20 protein-coding genes and 1 pseudogene are annotated in these 15,933 nt (G+C 61.6%); 11 read left to right on the top strand and 10 right to left on the bottom strand.

Annotation, left to right across the window (positions count from 1 at the left end):
• Positions 1-310: 310 nt before the first annotated feature.
• From MOV63_RS29010 to MOV63_RS29000, 3 genes are all read right to left on the bottom strand, one after another.
• Positions 311-2,404, bottom strand: coding sequence for a S9 family peptidase (locus tag MOV63_RS29010; protein WP_247039086.1), 2,094 nt, complete (start codon positions 2,402-2,404; stop codon positions 311-313).
• 209 nt (positions 2,405-2,613) lie between these two features.
• Entirely contained in the window at positions 2,614-2,865 is a 252-nt protein-coding gene (locus MOV63_RS29005) for a hypothetical protein (RefSeq protein ID WP_247039085.1), read from the bottom strand.
• Positions 2,862-3,095, bottom strand: coding sequence for a type II toxin-antitoxin system HicB family antitoxin (locus MOV63_RS29000; protein ID WP_247039084.1), 234 nt, complete (start codon positions 3,093-3,095; stop codon positions 2,862-2,864). Before MOV63_RS29000 ends, MOV63_RS29005 begins: the two co-directional genes overlap by 4 nt.
• A 108-nt stretch (positions 3,096-3,203) precedes the next feature.
• Here MOV63_RS29000 and MOV63_RS28995 point away from each other — a divergent pair, with 108 nt between their 5' ends.
• Positions 3,204-3,596, top strand: a complete 393-nt coding sequence (locus MOV63_RS28995) for a DUF930 domain-containing protein (protein ID WP_038541055.1) — start codon at positions 3,204-3,206, stop codon at positions 3,594-3,596.
• A gap of 2 nt (positions 3,597-3,598) precedes the next feature.
• Here the strand turns inward: MOV63_RS28995 and MOV63_RS28990 are convergent, their stop codons facing one another.
• The gene (locus MOV63_RS28990) at positions 3,599-4,705 is read right to left on the bottom strand and encodes an AI-2E family transporter (protein WP_405029396.1); all 1,107 of its coding nucleotides are present in this window, start codon (positions 4,703-4,705) and stop codon (positions 3,599-3,601) included.
• Positions 4,706-4,845: 140 nt separating this feature from the next.
• Positions 4,846-5,709 carry a VOC family protein gene (locus MOV63_RS28985; protein WP_247039082.1) on the bottom strand — a complete coding sequence of 288 codons (864 nt, stop codon included), beginning with the start codon at positions 5,707-5,709 and terminating at the stop codon, positions 4,846-4,848.
• Positions 5,710-5,903: 194 nt separating this feature from the next.
• Here MOV63_RS28985 and MOV63_RS28980 point away from each other — a divergent pair, with 194 nt between their 5' ends.
• The 6 genes from MOV63_RS28980 to MOV63_RS28955 all read left to right on the top strand — a co-directional run bounded on the left by MOV63_RS28980 (position 5,904) and on the right by MOV63_RS28955 (position 8,686).
• The gene (locus MOV63_RS28980) at positions 5,904-6,314 is read left to right on the top strand and encodes a universal stress protein (RefSeq protein WP_038541064.1); all 411 of its coding nucleotides are present in this window, start codon (positions 5,904-5,906) and stop codon (positions 6,312-6,314) included.
• A gap of 14 nt (positions 6,315-6,328) precedes the next feature.
• Positions 6,329-6,661, top strand: a complete 333-nt coding sequence (locus tag MOV63_RS28975) for a TraR/DksA family transcriptional regulator (protein WP_247039081.1) — start codon at positions 6,329-6,331, stop codon at positions 6,659-6,661.
• Between the two features lie 86 nt (positions 6,662-6,747).
• A complete protein-coding gene (locus MOV63_RS28970; protein ID WP_038584820.1) occupies positions 6,748-7,413 on the top strand; it encodes a hemolysin III family protein in 666 nt (221 codons plus the stop codon).
• A gap of 159 nt (positions 7,414-7,572) precedes the next feature.
• Positions 7,573-8,076 (top strand): GNAT family N-acetyltransferase, encoded by a 504-nt coding sequence (locus MOV63_RS28965; RefSeq protein ID WP_247039080.1) that lies wholly within the window; start codon positions 7,573-7,575, stop codon positions 8,074-8,076.
• A gap of 50 nt (positions 8,077-8,126) precedes the next feature.
• Positions 8,127-8,390, top strand: coding sequence for a type II toxin-antitoxin system ParD family antitoxin (locus MOV63_RS28960; RefSeq protein WP_247039079.1), 264 nt, complete (start codon positions 8,127-8,129; stop codon positions 8,388-8,390).
• Positions 8,387-8,686, top strand: a complete 300-nt coding sequence (locus MOV63_RS28955) for a type II toxin-antitoxin system RelE/ParE family toxin (protein WP_247039078.1) — start codon at positions 8,387-8,389, stop codon at positions 8,684-8,686. The genes MOV63_RS28960 and MOV63_RS28955 overlap by 4 nt, the downstream gene beginning before the upstream one ends.
• A gap of 4 nt (positions 8,687-8,690) precedes the next feature.
• Here the strand turns inward: MOV63_RS28955 and MOV63_RS28950 are convergent, their stop codons facing one another.
• Entirely contained in the window at positions 8,691-9,323 is a 633-nt protein-coding gene (locus tag MOV63_RS28950; protein WP_247039077.1) for a LysE family translocator, read from the bottom strand.
• Between the two features lie 186 nt (positions 9,324-9,509).
• On the opposite strand from MOV63_RS28950, the gene MOV63_RS28945 reads away from it, so the two are divergent.
• Entirely contained in the window at positions 9,510-10,394 is an 885-nt protein-coding gene (locus MOV63_RS28945; RefSeq protein ID WP_247039076.1) for a DMT family transporter, read from the top strand.
• 13 nt (positions 10,395-10,407) lie between these two features.
• Here the strand turns inward: MOV63_RS28945 and MOV63_RS28940 are convergent, their stop codons facing one another.
• Positions 10,408-10,953, bottom strand: coding sequence for a MarR family winged helix-turn-helix transcriptional regulator (locus MOV63_RS28940; RefSeq protein WP_247039075.1), 546 nt, complete (start codon positions 10,951-10,953; stop codon positions 10,408-10,410).
• A gap of 89 nt (positions 10,954-11,042) precedes the next feature.
• Between MOV63_RS28940 and MOV63_RS28935 the strand changes: the two genes are divergently transcribed.
• Positions 11,043-12,005: a DMT family transporter gene (locus MOV63_RS28935; protein WP_247039074.1), complete on the top strand. Its 963-nt coding sequence runs from the start codon at positions 11,043-11,045 to the stop codon at positions 12,003-12,005.
• 131 nt (positions 12,006-12,136) lie between these two features.
• Here the strand turns inward: MOV63_RS28935 and MOV63_RS28930 are convergent, their stop codons facing one another.
• On the bottom strand, positions 12,137-12,997 hold the full coding sequence (locus MOV63_RS28930; protein ID WP_247039072.1) for a transglutaminase-like domain-containing protein: 861 nt from the start codon (positions 12,995-12,997) through the stop codon (positions 12,137-12,139).
• 108 nt (positions 12,998-13,105) lie between these two features.
• Positions 13,106-13,672, bottom strand: a complete 567-nt coding sequence (locus MOV63_RS28925; protein ID WP_247039070.1) for a TetR/AcrR family transcriptional regulator — start codon at positions 13,670-13,672, stop codon at positions 13,106-13,108.
• A gap of 96 nt (positions 13,673-13,768) precedes the next feature.
• On the opposite strand from MOV63_RS28925, the gene MOV63_RS28920 reads away from it, so the two are divergent.
• The gene (locus tag MOV63_RS28920) at positions 13,769-14,695 is read left to right on the top strand and encodes an SDR family oxidoreductase (protein WP_247039069.1); all 927 of its coding nucleotides are present in this window, start codon (positions 13,769-13,771) and stop codon (positions 14,693-14,695) included.
• On the opposite strand, the gene MOV63_RS28915 is transcribed toward MOV63_RS28920, so the two are convergent.
• Entirely contained in the window at positions 14,696-15,337 is a 642-nt protein-coding gene (locus MOV63_RS28915; RefSeq protein ID WP_247039067.1) for a DUF1062 domain-containing protein, read from the bottom strand.
• Positions 15,338-15,752: 415 nt separating this feature from the next.
• Here MOV63_RS28915 and MOV63_RS28910 point away from each other — a divergent pair.
• Positions 15,753-15,933: pseudogene (locus MOV63_RS28910) on the top strand (cupin domain-containing protein); the annotation flags it as partial.

The raw sequence follows: 15,933 nt of genomic DNA, 5'->3' as shown, positions 1-15,933 counted from the left end.
CAGGATCGTCGCCATCGTCGCCACCATGCGAAAGCTCCTCACAATCCTCAACGCCATCATCCGGGACAATAAACCATGGCAAAGCGCTTGACGCACAAGACAGTCGCTCTGGCCTGCCGGCCATCTCCCCCACAGGTGGGGAGATCACAAGCGGCGCGACCATCGCTTCCAAACAAGCGTCGTGCAGCGCGCAGGATGAGACGCTGAGTGTAGAGCGGTGAGCTAGCGCCCAGCCAATCTCCCCACCTGTGGGGGAGATGGCCGGCAGGCCAGAGGGGGGCGGACACGGCACACCCTCCCTGGCAGACCTCTACATCTTCCCCGCCACCTTGATCGCAAACGCATATTCGAACGCTATCTCCTCCAGCCGCTGGAAGCGACCCGACTTGCCGCCATGGCCGGCCGCCATGTTGGTCTTCAAAAGGATCGGCGCGGTTCCGGTCGAGAACTCGCGGACCTTGGCGACCCATTTGGTCGGCTCCCAGTAGGTGACGCGCGGGTCGGTCAGGCCGGAAATGACGAGGATCGGCGGATAGGGTTTCGCCTCGACATTGTCGTAAGGGGAGTAGGCGGCGATCCACCGGTATTCTTCGAGGCTGTCGATCGGGTTGCCCCATTCCGGCCATTCCGGCGGGGTGAGCGGCAGCGTGTCGTCGAGCATGGTGTTGAGCACGTCGACGAAGGGCACGGCGGCGATGATGCCGGCGAATTTTTCCGGCGCCATGTTGGCGATGCCGCCCATCAGCATGCCGCCGGCCGATCCGCCTTCGGCAATGATGTTCGCGTAGGACGTGAACTTCTCTTGATTCAGATAATCAGCAGCGGCGATGAAGTCTTTGAACGTGTTCTGCTTGTGCTCCATCTTGCCGTTCTCGTACCAGGCGAACCCCTTGTCCTTGCCGCCGCGAATATGGGCGATGGCATAAACGAAGCCGCGGTCGGCAAGCGACAGGTTGTTGGTCGAGAAGCCGGCCGGAATGGTAATGCCATAGGCGCCGTAGCCGTAGAGCAGGCAGGGCGCCGAACCGTCGAGCGGCGTATCTTTCCGGTAGAGCAGCGAGACCGGCACCAGTTCGCCGTCATGCGCCGGCGCCATCACCCGGCGGGTGACGTAGTCGTCGGGATTGTGGCCCGACGGCACTTCCTGGGTCTTCAGGAGAACCCGCTCGCGGGTGGTCATGTCGTAGTCGTAGAGTTGGCTCGGCGTCGTCATCGACGAATAGGAAAAGCGGATGACGTCGCTGTCGTATTCGGCGGCACCCTGCAGGCCGAGCGAATAGGCCTCTTCCGCAAAGGCGATCGCATGTTCCTCGCCGGTCGTCCGGTCGCGGATGATGATCTGCGGCAGCCCGTCCTTGCGCTGCAGCCACAGAAGATAACGGGCAAACGCCATGTGGCTGATGATCAGCCGGCCGGGCTCGTGCGGCACGACCTCGGTCCAGTTCTCTTTGCCCGGCGCGGTAACCGGCGTTTGGCAGATCTTGAAATCCTTGGCGTCGCCGTCATTAGTGAGGATGTAGAAGACGTCGCCGCCCTCGGTCATCGAATATTCGATGCCTTCCTCGCGCTCTGCGACCAGCGACGGTTCGGCCGTCAGATCCTTGGTCGAGAGCAGACGGTATTCCGATGTCTCGTGGTCGTGGATGTCGATATAGATGAAGTCGTCGAGCAGCGATCCGCCGACGCCCATGAAGAAGCCCGGATCCTCCTCCTCGTAGACCAGTCTGTCTTCCGATTGCGGCTGGCCGACGATGTGATGGAAGACTTTCGAGGGCCGGTGGTTCTCGTCCTGCAGCGTATAGAAGAAGCTTTTGCCGTCCGGCGCCCAGACCCCGCCGCCGCCGGTATTCTCGACCACGTCGGCCAGATCCTCGCCGGTCGCAAGATCGCGGATGCGCAGCGTGAAATATTCCGACCCCTTGTCGTCGTAACCCCAGATGCCGCGGGAATGGTCGCTCGTGTGGTCGATGCCGGAAAGCCGGAAATAATCCTTGCCCACGGCTTCCTTGTCGCCGTCGAGCAGGAGGTGTTTTTCGCCACCGTCGCGCGGGGTGCGGAAATAGCGCGGCTGTTCGCCGCCGGTGACGAACAGCGTGCCGTAGGCGAACGGCCCGTCCTTCATCGGGACCGAACTGTCGTCCTCCTTGATGCGGCCGCGCATCTCGGCAAACAGCTTTTTCTGCAGCTCGGCCGTGTCGCCCATGGCCGCTTCCATATAGGCGTTCTCGGCCTCCAGGTGCTTGCGGATTTCCGGATCGAGGAGCGACGGATCCTTGAACATCGCCTGCCAGTTGTCGGCCCGGAACCAGGCATAGTCGTCGGTGCGGGTAATGCCGTGGCGGGTATCGGAAACCGGCTTCTTGGGCGCAACGGGAGCGGCAGGAAGATCGGCGAAGGGCGATATGCGGGAGGTGGCCAAGGAAGCACTCCGGTTGTGATGCGAGGAGTGCCAGAGATAGGGGGCGCTTGGGCGCGAGGCAAGCGGGTAAGGGTGGCGTGCTTACTTCTTCTTACGATGCAGAGGAGCGTCGCGCTCGTTCTGCCAATAGACGAAAGCCCCTATGAGCAGCACGCCGGCGAGGGGAGAAAAAAGAAGGAAGAAATCACCCACGCTCATCTATCCAGTCCTTTTAGCAATTGTGCTGCGAGCAAATGTAAGGTGAGCCCGATCGCAAAGCAAATGACCATCCAGACAGCAATCCAAGGAATGTCGAGGTTTGCGGCGGGTCGTTCGAGAGTAACACGTGTAACCGGCGTGAATACGCCGACAAGGATGATGCCGATTCCAATATTGTTCAGGAATGTCGCGCGCAATTTAATCTGTTCCTTCCGCGCATCAGAAGACAGCCGAATTTCTTCGCTCATGATGAGGTTTGACCGAGTGTTGTCAGTGTCGAGAGCCGTCGAACGTCGCGGCCCATGTCTTGCGCAGTTTCGATCCAGCTTGCGATCGCGTCCTGCACGTTGGAAAGCGCTTCCTGCGGAGTCTCGCCATCGCTCATGCAGCCGGGAAGATCAGGTGCGGTCGCCAGAAAACCGCCGCCATCTTCTGGAAGGAGCGGCGAGACGAGAACCGGGTAGCGCAGTTTGGTCATTGTTCACCCCCTTGATCACATCATCCTATTTCCCGTTCTGGTAGGTGGTCAATTGCGTGACCGTCTCATAGTTTCCGGCCGTCCGAGTCATATTGGATAGGAAATGACATGATAAAAACCTGGTCAGTCGCAGCATTGGCTCTTCTTTCCGCCCTGCCGGCGCATGCTCTCGATGCCCATATCGTCCGGCAGCTCGATGCGCTCGCCCCGGATGAACGGCGCGAACAGCGCTGCGATATCGAGGCGATGGATCGCATCAAAAAGGACAACAAGGGCGAGTTCAAACCGGATAAGGTGATCGCCTATACCTTTTCCCAGCCGGTCGAAGATGGCAACGCCATCCGGGCGCCGGGTGCTGTCTTCCGCAGTGCCGGCGACTGGTATCGGCTCAAATACAAGTGCGAGACCGGCGACAAGGGTCTGGAAGTGATGTCCTTCGACTACAAGATCGGTTCGAAAGTCCCGCGCGAAGAGTGGGAAAAGTATTACCTCTACGAGTGACATCATCCCGGCAGGTGCGGCACCGTCTTCCGGTCGGGGAAAAGCTCGTTCAGCACCGTCATCATGATGAGGGAAAGCGGCAGGGCGAGCATCGCCCCGACCGCACCCCACATCCAGGTCCAGAACAGGATGGCGATGAAGACGATGAAAGGGTTGATTTCCCACTGCCGGCCCATGATCGCCGGGAAGAGCAGGTTCTCCATCGCCAGGTGGACGGTGAAGAAGATTGCCGCCGGGATCAGGCCGAGGAAAAAAGCGTCATGGGTGAGAATGCCGGCGATCGCCACCGAAACCGTCATCAGCGTGATGCCGACGAACGGGATGAAGCTTGAGACGAAAGCGAACAGGCCCCATAGCACCGGCATCGAAAGCCCGCCGAAATAGGCGATCAGCGCCATCACCACCCCGAGCCCCAGATAGAGCAGGCTGGCCGTCGCAAAATAATAACCGAGCACCTCGTCGATCGAATTGAGCACCCGGATCGCCATCAGCCGCTGCCGGCGTGTGGGGAAGGCGAGAATGATCGTGCGCCGCAACCGCACCCTGCCATAGAGGAAGAGCAGCAGGGCCGCAAAGAAGATCATTCCCTGGACGATCGCAGGGGTCAGGTTGGCGGTGACGATGCCAAGGATATTGCCGGAATTCTCGATCAGCGACTGCATCGACATCGGCCCGGTCTCGAATGTCGCGGGCGAGACGTTGATCCAATGCTGGCTTTCGAGGAACGGTTTGATGCGGTTGATGGTCCGCTCGATGAAATTCGGACCTTCCTGGATCAGCTTTGCGACCGGTTCAGCAAGCGAATTGATGATCAGGAACAGGGCCGCGAAGACCAGCGTCGAGAGGATGAAGGCAATGCCGAAACGGGGCACGCCGGCCTTGCCGAGGCGATCCGCGACAAGACCCAGGATGAGGCCGACGACGACAGCGAGCGTGACGGGGATCAGGATCAGCGACATGTAATGGACGAGCGAGAAGAACACGATCGCGAAAATGCCGATCACCGCCCAGGCCATCGCCACGTCGAGCGCCTCGCGCCCAAGCGGCAGGTTCTCCACCACGTCGATCTCTTCCGGGTGCAGCAGCGCCTCCTTGCGCTGGGCCGGCATCTCCGTCAGGTGTTTCTTCAGCTTGCCATTGCCGCGCGCACTCATGTTTTTCGTGTCCAGAGGTCCCCGTGATCGCTCTCAACGCGAAAGCGGCGCTCCGGTTCCGGAGCGCCGCTTGTCGGCAAAACGGGTGACGGTACTCAGGCGGCGAGCGTCAGGCCGATGCCCCACGGGTCCTTCAGCGACCAGCCTTCGGCGGTCTTGGTCGTGGCGATCTCCTGGGCATCGAGCGCCGCAAGCGCCCTGTCGAGCGCCGCCTTGTCGTTGAACCGGACCGTGTAGTCCGAAAGCCCGGTCATGTTGTTTTCGCGCGCCTTTGCGCCGCGGCTGTTCCAGATATTGGCGGCGATATGGTGGTGGTAGTCGCCGGTTGCAAAGAAGCTCGCGCCCGGATACCGCGCCATCACCTTCAGGCCCAGCACGTCGCGATAAAAGGCGTCTGCCTGCGGAATATCGCCGACCTGCAGATGGATGTGACCAACGGCGGTGCCATCGGCCATGCCGTCGAAGGCCTGCTTCGGAGCGCTGTTGTAAAGTTCCTGCAGGTTCAGGCGTTCGGTCGCCATGGCGATCGTACCGTCCGGCTGATAGGTCCATTCCTGCGGGGTTCGGTCGCGGTAGATCTCTATACCGTTGCCCTCGGGGTCGGACAGATAGATCGCCTCGCTGACGAGGTGGTCGGAAGCGCCTTCCAGCCGGATATTGTTATGGGCGGAATGTGCCAGCCAGTGGGCAAGCTCCTGCCGGTTCGGCACCAGGAAGGCGGTGTGGAACAGGCCGGCGGCGTTGCGCGGCGCACGGGCGACGTTTTTGCCGGTCGAAAGCGTCAGGAGCGGTTGGCCGCCGACGCCCAGCACTTCACCGCTCGGGCTCTTTTCGATAACCTTCAGGCCGATAATGTTCTGGTAGAAGCCGGAAACCAGGGCCAGGTCGCTGACGACCAGATGCGCGCCGCGGACATGGGCGGGACGGGTCAGGGCAAAGGGCTGCGTGACATCGGACATATCGAAATCCTCATCTGACATCGGGCGGGTGAACGCCTCGTTGCAACCTATATGGCCCATGTCCATCGTTCACGATAGAGCGCAAACTGGCGATGGATCGTCTCCAAATTATGGACAATGGGCGGGTTTGACCTCGGTCAAGGCGGTTTGGACCGTATGAAGCTACAATGGGCGAAAAACATGAAGGAGATCGCATGTACAAGAAGATCGTCGTTGCGGTGGATGTTTCCGCTCTGGAAAAGGGCGAGCGCATTCTGCGCACGGCAACGAACCTGCTCGACACGGGCGGCATGATCCTGATCGTCAACGTGGTTGAGGATATGCCCGCTTATCTTGTCTCCGAGCTGACCGTCGATCTGACAGTTGCGGCCCGTCAGGATGCCGAACGGCTGCTCGTCGAGCTTCGCGAAAAAGCCGGCATCGAGGCCGATATCGAAATCCGCCAGGGCGCGCCGGCGCGCGAAATCCTGGCCGCTTCGGAAGAGCAGGGCGCAGACCTGATCATCGTCGCCTCGCATATCCCCGACCTGTCGAACTACCTGATCGGTGCCACGGCCGACCGCGTCGTGCGCCACGCCACATGCTCGGTCCTCGTCGACCGCTGAGAAGGAACGGATCCATGGATACGTCAAGATATGGCAGCGTTCTAAGGGCGAGGAAGGCGGAGCTGGAAGGCCGCCTGAGCCGCATCGAACAGGATTTCGTCACACCCCGCAATCCTGATGACGACGACCGCGCCGTTGAACGAAACAATGACGAGGTGCTGGAAGAACTCGGCGAAACCGGCGAACGGGAGCTTGCGGCAATCGATGCGGCACTTCACCGCATCGCCGCCGGCACGTTCGGCATCTGCGCCAGATGCGGCCAGCCGATCGCCGAGCAGCGACTGGATGCCGTGTCGCACACGCCCCTTTGCCAGGCCTGCGCCGCCGAGGTGTCGGAGGAAGTTTAACGCGGGAAACGGAATGTGAATCCTCCCTCTCTTGCCTTCCGCCGCGGTCATGCTCATTCTTAAGATCGAGGCAGGCGGAAGGTCGGATGAACGAGTTTTTCAATTTCGGGCGGAAATACGATTTCCACGAGATCGTCGCGGATGGCATCATCCACGGCGTCGGCATCGTGTTTGCGCTGGTCGGCGCCACCGCGCTGATCTTCTATGCGACCGTCTGGTCGAGCCATGGCGAAATCGCCGCCGCCTGGATCTATGGCCTCGGACTGATCATCTGCCTGTCGATCTCTTTCACCTACAATATCTGGCCTCACTCGCGCACCAAATGGGTGCTGCGGCGGCTCGACCATTCGGCGATCTTCATCCTGATCGCGGCGACCTATACGCCTTTCCTGCAACGCGGCGCGCACGACCCCTGGATATTCGCCATGCTTCTGGCGATCTGGGCGACCGCGATCTTCGGTATCACGCTGAAATGCCTGTTTCCCGGCCGTTTCGACAAGCTGACGATCCTGCTCTATCTCGCCATGGGCTGGAGCGGCGTGATGGTGGCGGGGCCGATCTCGCAATATCTGCCGGCCGTTACCGTCTGGCTGATCGTCATCGGCGGCTTCATTTATTCGCTCGGCGTCATCTTCCACGTATGGGAACGGCTGCGTTTCCAGAATGCCATCTGGCACGGTTTCGTCGTCGCCGCCGCCGCCGTCCACTACGGCGCGGTCATGACCTGCTTCAGCCTCTCCGGCGGTTTTTGATCCGAGATTCGGTTTGTTGCGGGCAACCGATTAGCTTCAGGCTCGCCCCTCCCTCATTAATTCCAATGAAGTTATCAAAGGAGTAGGCCAGCCAATCTGGACTCGCCGTTTCATCGTCTGATATGATGGACAAACGAGTATCATGATGGACGAAATCTAATGACCGAACCCCTTGTCCGCGACGCCACCGAAGCCGATCTCCCTGTGATCATGGAGATCTACAACGACGCGGTCGCCAACACGACGGCGATCTGGAACGAGGTCCTCGTCGACCTCCAGAACCGCAAGGAATGGTTCTCCGCCCGCAAGGCGCGCGGTTTCCCGGTTCTGGTCGCGAATGTCGGCGGCAAGATCGCCGGTTACGCTTCTTACGGCGACTGGCGCGCTTTCGACGGGTTCCGCCACACGGTCGAGCATTCCGTCTACGTCCACCGCGATTTCCGCGGCGCCGGCATCGGCCGGCTGCTGATGCAGGAGCTGATCGCCCGCGCCGCCGAGAACGGCATCCACGTCATGGTCGCCTGTATCGAGGCTGGAAACACCGCCTCTATCGGCCTTCACGAGAAACTGGGCTTCCGCACCGCCGGCACGTTCTCCGAAGTCGGCATCAAATTCGGCCGCTGGCTGGATCTGACCTGCATGGAGCTGAAGGTCACGGGGTGACGTTGATAATAGTTATTGGTTTTGGTATTCTCCGATGAACGGAGAAGACCATGGCAAGCAGCGCAAATCTTGGACAGCATCTCGAAAGCTACGTCGACGAACTGGTGAAGTCCGGCCGCTACAATTCCCGTAGCGAAGTCCTTCGGGAAGGCGTGCGACTGGTCGAAGAGCGCGAGAAGCGACTTGCGGCACTGGATGCAGCGTTGGCGGAAGGCATTGCCGATGCGGATGCCGGTCGAGTGATGTCCGGTGACGAAATGCTCGCTTACTTCGAGGCCAAGTATACAAAAATGACGGAAGACACGGGCGCGTGATCGTCGTTTTTTCGGCGAGGTTTCGCGCGGATCTTGACCGTATCTGGGCTTATGTCGCGGAGGATAATCCTCGACGCGCCGTCAGCTTTGTTCGCGAAATTGTCGAACGCAGCAATAAGCTCTCCGAAATGCCTTTGAGGTTTCCGTTGATTGCTCGCTACGAGAGCACCGGTATCCGGCGCATGCCCTATAAAAATTATCTCATCTTCTACCGGGTCGGCGACAGGCGGATTGAAATGCTGCATGTGCTGAACGGTGCCCAGGATTACGAAGCCATCCTCTTCCCGGACGACTGACCATTCAGCTCCGCTGCAGCGCCAGATGTGCGCCGAGCCCGACAAGCAGCGCTCCTCCGGCCCGCTGCATCAGCCGTTGTGCCCCGCTCGATCGTTTCAGCCGGGTGATGACAGCGCCGGCGAGGAAGACGCAGACGATATCGGCGGACGAGAACATCAGGTTGACGATCGTGCCGAGGATCGCGAACTGCAGCCAGATGGGGAAGGCGGCCGAAGCGTCGATGAACTGCGGCAGGAAGGCGAGGAAGAAGATCGCCGTCTTCGGGTTCAGCACCTCCACCGTAATGCTTTCGAAAAACGCCCGCCGGCCGGATTTCTCCGCGATCTCCGGAAGTTCGGCATCGCCCGCCGCCTTGGCGCGGAACAGCGAGATGCCGAGCCAGACGAGATAGGCCGCTCCGCCGAGCTTCACCGCCATGTACAGGATCGGAACGGCATGAAAGAGCACCGAAAGCCCCGCGGCGGCGGTGAACACATGCGCGTAACCGCCGATATGGATGCCGAGCGAGGCCATCAGGCCCGACCACCGCCCGCGCGCCAGCGTCTGGGCCGCGGCATAAAGCATGGCCGGCCCGGGAATATAAGCGAACACCGCCGTGGTGGCGAGGAAGGCGAGAAACAGCTCGATCGAGGGCATGTCTTGTTCCTTGAATGAACCCGCATCATTGCAACAGGCGGTGCCCGCCCGCAAGTGCAGCCGACCGGGCAGCGCAGCGTCGAAACAGTTCGATCGGCACCGAAGCATCCACTCGCCGTCTTGACCTAGAACACCCGCATCGAAAATGCGAACAGGCCAGGCGAGATCGTGCCGGACACACCGAATATGACCAGGGAACTGGCGCTGCTTCTGGCGCTCTCCACGCTCTGGGGCGCCTCCTATACGTTCATCAAGATCGGCGTCGGGACCATCCCGCCGGTAACGCTGATCGCGCTGCGGACCCTGATCGCCGGAGCGGTGTTGCTTGCCGTCATCCGCTGGCGTGGCCTGAAGCTGCCACGCGGCGGGGGCATCTGGGCGCGCTTCCTGTTCCAGGCCTGCCTGAACAGCGCCATTCCCTTCACGCTCATCGCCTGGGCGGAACAATCGACCGATGCCGGGCTCGCCGCCATCCTCAATTCCACCACGCCGATCTTCGCTTTCCTGATCACGGCGCTGGTCACCCGCCATGAGCCGGTGACGGGTCGAAAACTGTTCGGCGTCGGCGCGGGGCTTGCCGGCATCTGCATGGTGATCGGCGTCGAAGCGCTGTCGGGGCTCGGCGAGAGACTGGTGCCGCAGCTGGCGATCGTGCTGGCGACGGTGTGTTATGCCGGCGCGGTGATCTTCGGCAAGAACTTCAAGGGTCTCGACCCGATCATGCCGGCGGCGGGCTCGCTCGTCTGCGGCGCCGCGCTGCTGGTCCCGGCAAGCCTGATCCTCGACAAGCCCTGGACGCTTGCGCCCTCCCTGGAATCGATCCTCGCGCTGGTCGCCCTCTCGGTCTTTTCCACGGCGCTCGCCTTCGTCATCTATTTCCGGCTGATGCAGACGCTCGGCTCGGTCGGCGCGACGTCTCAGGCCTATCTGCGGGTGCCCGTCGGGGTGGCGATCGGCGTCGTTTTCCTCGGCGAAAGCCTGCATCCGGGCGCATGGGCCGGCCTCGTCTGCGTCGTCGCAGGCGTTGCCGCCATGACCTTGCCGACGCGGAGGAAGCTTGTCTCCGTGTGATCTTCGCTGACGGTCAATCCTCCGTCGGCTCCGACGATCCCTGTCGTGAAAGATGAGCCTCGACGGCGAGGTTCAGTTCCCGCAGCAGGTCTGCAAGCTGCGCCTTCTTTTCCGGATCGAAGCCCGCGATCGCTTTCGCCTCGCTCGCCATGTCCTGCCGGAACGCGGCCTCCGCTCGGCCGATGCCCTCGTCAGTCAACTGCACGGAAAGGCTTCGACCGTCTCTGTCGGACGGGACGCGCTTGATCAGGCCGGCCTTTTCCAGCCGGCCCAGACGGTGGGTGAGGCTGCCGGAGGCGATCATCAGCGACCGGTAGAGTTCCGTCGGCGTCAGCCGATGGGGCGGCCCGGAGCGCAGCAGCGTGCCCACGACATCGAATTCCCCGCGGTCCAGCTGGAACGACGCGAATGTCGCCTCGATCGACGGCGTGACCAGCCGCGACAGGCGGTAGACGCGGCCGAGAATCTCCATCGGCCCCGTGTCGAGATCAGGCAATTGTTTGGCCCACTGGGCCCGCGCCCGGTCGATGTGATCCTGCGTTTTTTGCTCTTGCGCCATTCCGATTCTCCGTCTCGACAAACTATCTTGACATGAAGATAAATCGGGAGCAAATATCTTCACATGAAGATAAATAGTGAGAAGCCGACATGCCTTCGATCGCCGCAAGAAAGCCCTTTGAAATTCCGCTGATCGTGCAGATGCTTGCCTGTTCCTTCCTGTGGGGAGGCGCCTTCATTCTCCTGAAGCTGGCGGGCACCGCGCTCTCTCCGCTGGCCCTGACGGCAGTGAGAGGGCTGATGGGCGGCAGCCTGATCGCCATCTGGATGGTCGTCTCCGGCCACAACATTCTCCCGCGCGGCCGGGAGATGCGCGACTGGGTCGTTCTCGGTTTCCTGCAGGGCGTCGTCCCGAACAGCCTGACGGCCTATGCGCTGACGGAAATTTCGGCGGGCCTGACATCGATGATCCAGGCCTCCACGCCGCTCGTCGTCGCGGTTCTGGCGCAGGCGTTGTTTGCGAGCGAGCGGCTGACGCCGAAAGTGGCGCTCGGCCTGGCAACCGGCTTCGGCGGCATGGTCCTGCTGATCGGCCCGGCAGCGCTCGGTGCCGACAGCGTCAGCCTTCGCGGCGTCGGCGCCGTGGCGATCGTCGCGGTCAGCTATGCGCTCGGCAATCTTTATGTGCGCGGCATTCCAAATGCTCAGCCGGTCCGGCTGGCGCTGGGACAGCAGCTGTTCTCCGGCCTGCCGACCTTCGCGGTGATGATCTATCTCGGCGGCCTGTCGGCCTTCTCTCCGGCACTCGACAACCTGCCGCTGCTTCTCGTCCTCGGCGTGTTCGGAACGGCCCTGCCGATCGTTCTCTACATGAACATCCTCAAGAAGGCAGGTCCGACCATCGGTTCGATGAACGGTTATTTCCTGCCGCCCTGGACGATTATCCTCGGTTTTGTCCTGCTGGGCGAACCCGTCAGCTTGAGAGAGATCATCGCCACGGCTATCGTGCTTGCCGGTGTCGCGATCGTGTCGCTGAAGACGGAAATTCTGTCGATCGCCTACCGCCGGCTGGCTGCCATTCTTCACCCGCGGCGCAGCGGCAAGATCGCCTGAGCTGGAAGGTAAACGAAAGGCCCGGGGTCCCGCCAGCCCCTGACTTAAATGTGGAATATGTCCTGTCGCGAAACTCTGACTTTCGCGACAGGAATTTCCTGAAAATCAGCGGCTCGTTTTTGCCGCAGAAGTCAGGAATTACGCAGCACGACAGCTACAGCCTCACCTTGCGGGAAGCTGATAACCTCCTCTGGTAAAGGCCAGTCCGCTAAAGCTTCCGGCTCGTCCTCCCCATCGATAGCGACGGTCCTGAGCCGTGAAGCGAGTTTGTCCAGCGTCGTCCTCGCCTGGTACGACAACTCGGTTGAAACGGGGGAGAGGTCCTTTGATAGACCCCAGTAATCCCACGGTTTCAGTTCCAGTTTACGCAGGGCTGCGACTTCCCGAAGCAGGCTTCCCGCGACAAACCATTCCCCGCCAAGGCCGAGGCTCGACACGCCAAAACGGGAGGCAATCTCCGGTTCGTCTTTGATCCGAAACCATGCCTCGCCCGCTGTTAGAAAGCGGGCGGGCGGCACGTCTAAGGTGTCGAAGGAAACTCCCCCGATAGCTGCAAACTCCAAATCGAGCCGCTTCCAGCGCCCGCCGTCATGCCATTCGCAAAGCCAATGATCTTCCCAATGGCCAGGCACCAGATAGTCGGAAAACCCGACACGGAGGCGAGCCGGGGTGCCGAGTTCGCGAAATCTACTAACCGCCAGTATAGCGAAATCCCGGCATACGCCGCCAACCTTAGGCTGTGCGGCGCCGCCTTCGAGCAAATTGCGCTCTACAACGATTGACAGAATCTCGGCCACGGAACGAAGCTCAAGATCGGCGGCCTGTTCGGGTGTGAAACCTCGTTCTTCGGATTCGGCCCCGCGAGGATGTTGCATGAATGAGCTAATCCACCGGGCAATTGAGTTTGGCTCGACGCCGCCGCGCATCAATGTTTCGCGATGCGGCCCAGGTTCCGAGTAGATGCTTTGGGTGACGTAGAAGGATTTGCGCATTGCTGTCTCTTTCCTGTTGAGATTGAGACACGACAAGGAGGGCAAATTTTCGAAAATTGTCAACTGGCGCTTGTCACGGTCAGGGGCTGGAGGGATCCCGGGCCTTTCCTATTGTCCGGGCAGCACCGCTGCGACAAACGCTTCCAGGCTCCGGCGCACATGCGCGTCGATCGGCCCCGCGGGATTGAACCCCCACCAGAGAAGACAACCCTGCCACTGCGAGGCCATCAGCATGCCGATATTGTCCGGCCTACCGGGTGTCGATGCAAAACAGGCGGTGATCGCGGTGGAGATAACCTCGCCCCAGGCAAAGCCCCGGGCACGCAGGCGCGGATCGCGAAAATCCTCGCGCAGCATCAGCAGGCCCTCGGCGTAAGCCTCGATGCCACCATAGTCTCCGGAAAGCGTAACGAGAATGTCCACGGCACCTTGAGGCGTCTTCGGCGCGGTGGTGATCGCCGCTTCCGTCTTGGCGTCGAGGTCGTCCCAGGCAAACAGCAGCGCGGCGCGGGCAAGTTCTTCCTTGTTCTTGAAGCGCTGCACCAGCGTCGAGCCGGAAAGGCCGCAGGCGGTGGCGAGCGAGGCGAAGGTCAGTGCCTCCGGGCCTTTTTCGTGCATCACCTTCAGTGCCGCCGCCAGTACGTCCCTGTCCGGCATGGTTTTCGGTCGCGCCATCCTGCCTCTCGAATTATAAACGAATAAACGTTTATATATTGCCTTTATATGAAGCGCCAGTTCTAACCATAGGGAACCGGAAGGGAAGGAGCAGTCATGTCGCACGTGTACAAAAAGCCGATCGAGGGAAAAATCGCGCTGGTGGCAGGCGCCACGCGGGGTGCCGGGCGGGGCATTGCGGTCGAGCTCGGGGCGGCCGGCGCCACCGTTTATGTCACCGGACGAACGACGCGGCAGAAGCAGTCGGAATACCGGCGGCCGGAGACGATCGAGGATACCGCCGAACTGGTGACGCAAGCCGGCGGCACGGGGATTGCTGTGCCGCTCGATCACCTCGTCCCTGAGGACGTCGCAGCGCTCGTCGAGCGCATCCGCCGGGAGCAGGGCCGGCTGGATATCCTCGTCAACGACATCTGGGGCGGTGAACATCTGTTCGAATGGGACAAGCCGGTCTGGGAGCACGACCTCGAAAAGGGCCTGCGCATGCTGCGGCTGGCGATCGACACCCACCTGATCACCGCCCATCATGCACTGAAGCTGATGATCGAAAAGCCGGGCGGCCTGCTGGTCGAGGTCACCGACGGCACGGCGGAATACAATGCCGAACACTATCGGCTCTCGCCCTTCTACGACCTCGCCAAGACCGCGGTGACGCGCATGGCCTGGGCGCACGGCAAGGATCTGGAAAAGGTGGGCAGCACCTCCGTGTCGATCACGCCGGGCTGGCTGCGCTCCGAGATGATGCTGGATATCTATCGGGTGACCGAGGAGAACTGGCGCGACGCCCTCGTCACCCAGCCGCATTTCTGCATTTCCGAAACGCCGCGCTTCATCGGCCGGGCGGTGGCAGCGCTTGCCGCCGATCCGGACCGGGCACGCTGGAACGGCCAGTCGCTGTCGAGCGGCGGCCTGGCCAAGGTCTATGAGTTCAACGATGTCGACGGCTCGCGGCCGGATTGCTGGCGCTACATGAAAGAGGTGCAGGAGCCCGGCAAGCCGGCCGACGCCACCGGCTATCGCTGATCAGCCGCCCATCGCCGCCCTCCCGATCGCCGCCTTTCCGACCACCAGCCGCTCGGCCTCGTCGCGCAGGTCGAGCGTGATCAGGGTGCCGTCGCGGATACCGCGTTTCAGCGCGTCTTTCCGCTCCGGCCCGATCCGGATCTCTTGCCTGTCGAAAAGCGCCTGCAGCCGGCTGCGCGACAGCTGAAGTTCCGCCGCCAGCAGCCGGTCGAGCCGCAGGCCGGTCGGATAGGGCAGGGAGAGCGTGATTGCGATCCGCCGCCAATCCGCATCGTGGCGCAGCACCGCCTTGTGTGTCTCGATGTCGTCGCTTTCCTCGATGCGCCCGGCCCTGGCCTTCAGCGCCTGCGCGTCGAATTCGATGCGGGCCACGAAGTCCGGCGTACTCGCCTGCATCGCGTCGAGCATGGCAGGATCGATCGCCCGGATGGACTGCCGCTCGAAGATCGGCCGGTTCCAGGTGCCGTCGCAGGTGATGCATCGGTAGATGAGCCAGGCATCGAGCCGCTTGCCGTTGGCGTTGAGGCGGATGCGGCCGCTGGAGCGGAACGGTCTCGATAGCCCGCAGCCGCTGCAGGCAAGGATCGGCCGGGGTGGAGTTTTAGGGGTTGCAGTCCATTCGAGATGGAGGATGTCGCACATGCCGTTTTGATCTTCCGGTCTGGAAGTTCATGCGGGAAACGGCACTCAAGAAGCCCTTTTCGGGCGCGCACGGTGTGGCGAAGGTCCGGACTGTGGGGAGCAAGCGTCGGAGGTCTTAGTCGGACGGTTCAGGGCAGCTTCAGGCCGCACTGGCACGATCAATGCCAAACCGGTCTCAAGCCGCCACCCCGATGAACAGTGTTCCCACGCGAGCAAGCGTCATCGCTCTTCCACGCATGGGAGGGTGAACCTGTCGAGACCGGGGATTACTTAGGCAAACTGAACCTCAAAGGCCGACGCTCTTCGACCGAAAGGCATAACCGTGCAAAAACCGAAGTCAAGAATTTTTGGAGGTCGCGCCGCGCCTGTTCTGACCTATATGAAGCGAAACCAGTCGTTCAGCGAGGATCGAACCATGGACATCAAGCGCAGCGGATCGCAGCCTTCGAAGGCGCCGCCCCAATATTTCACCGGCACCGTCAGGCTCGATCCGATCGTCGAGGCGCCGGAGCCGGCCCGGGTCCGCGCCCTTTCGGTCACCTTCGAACCGGGTGCCCGCACCGACTGGCATACCCACCCGCTCGGCCAGACGCTGC

This window comes from Neorhizobium sp. SHOUNA12A, assembly GCF_023006505.1.
In the GTDB taxonomy this organism is placed as follows: domain Bacteria; phylum Pseudomonadota; class Alphaproteobacteria; order Rhizobiales; family Rhizobiaceae; genus Neorhizobium.
This window is presented reverse-complemented; position numbering and strand designations above follow the sequence as displayed.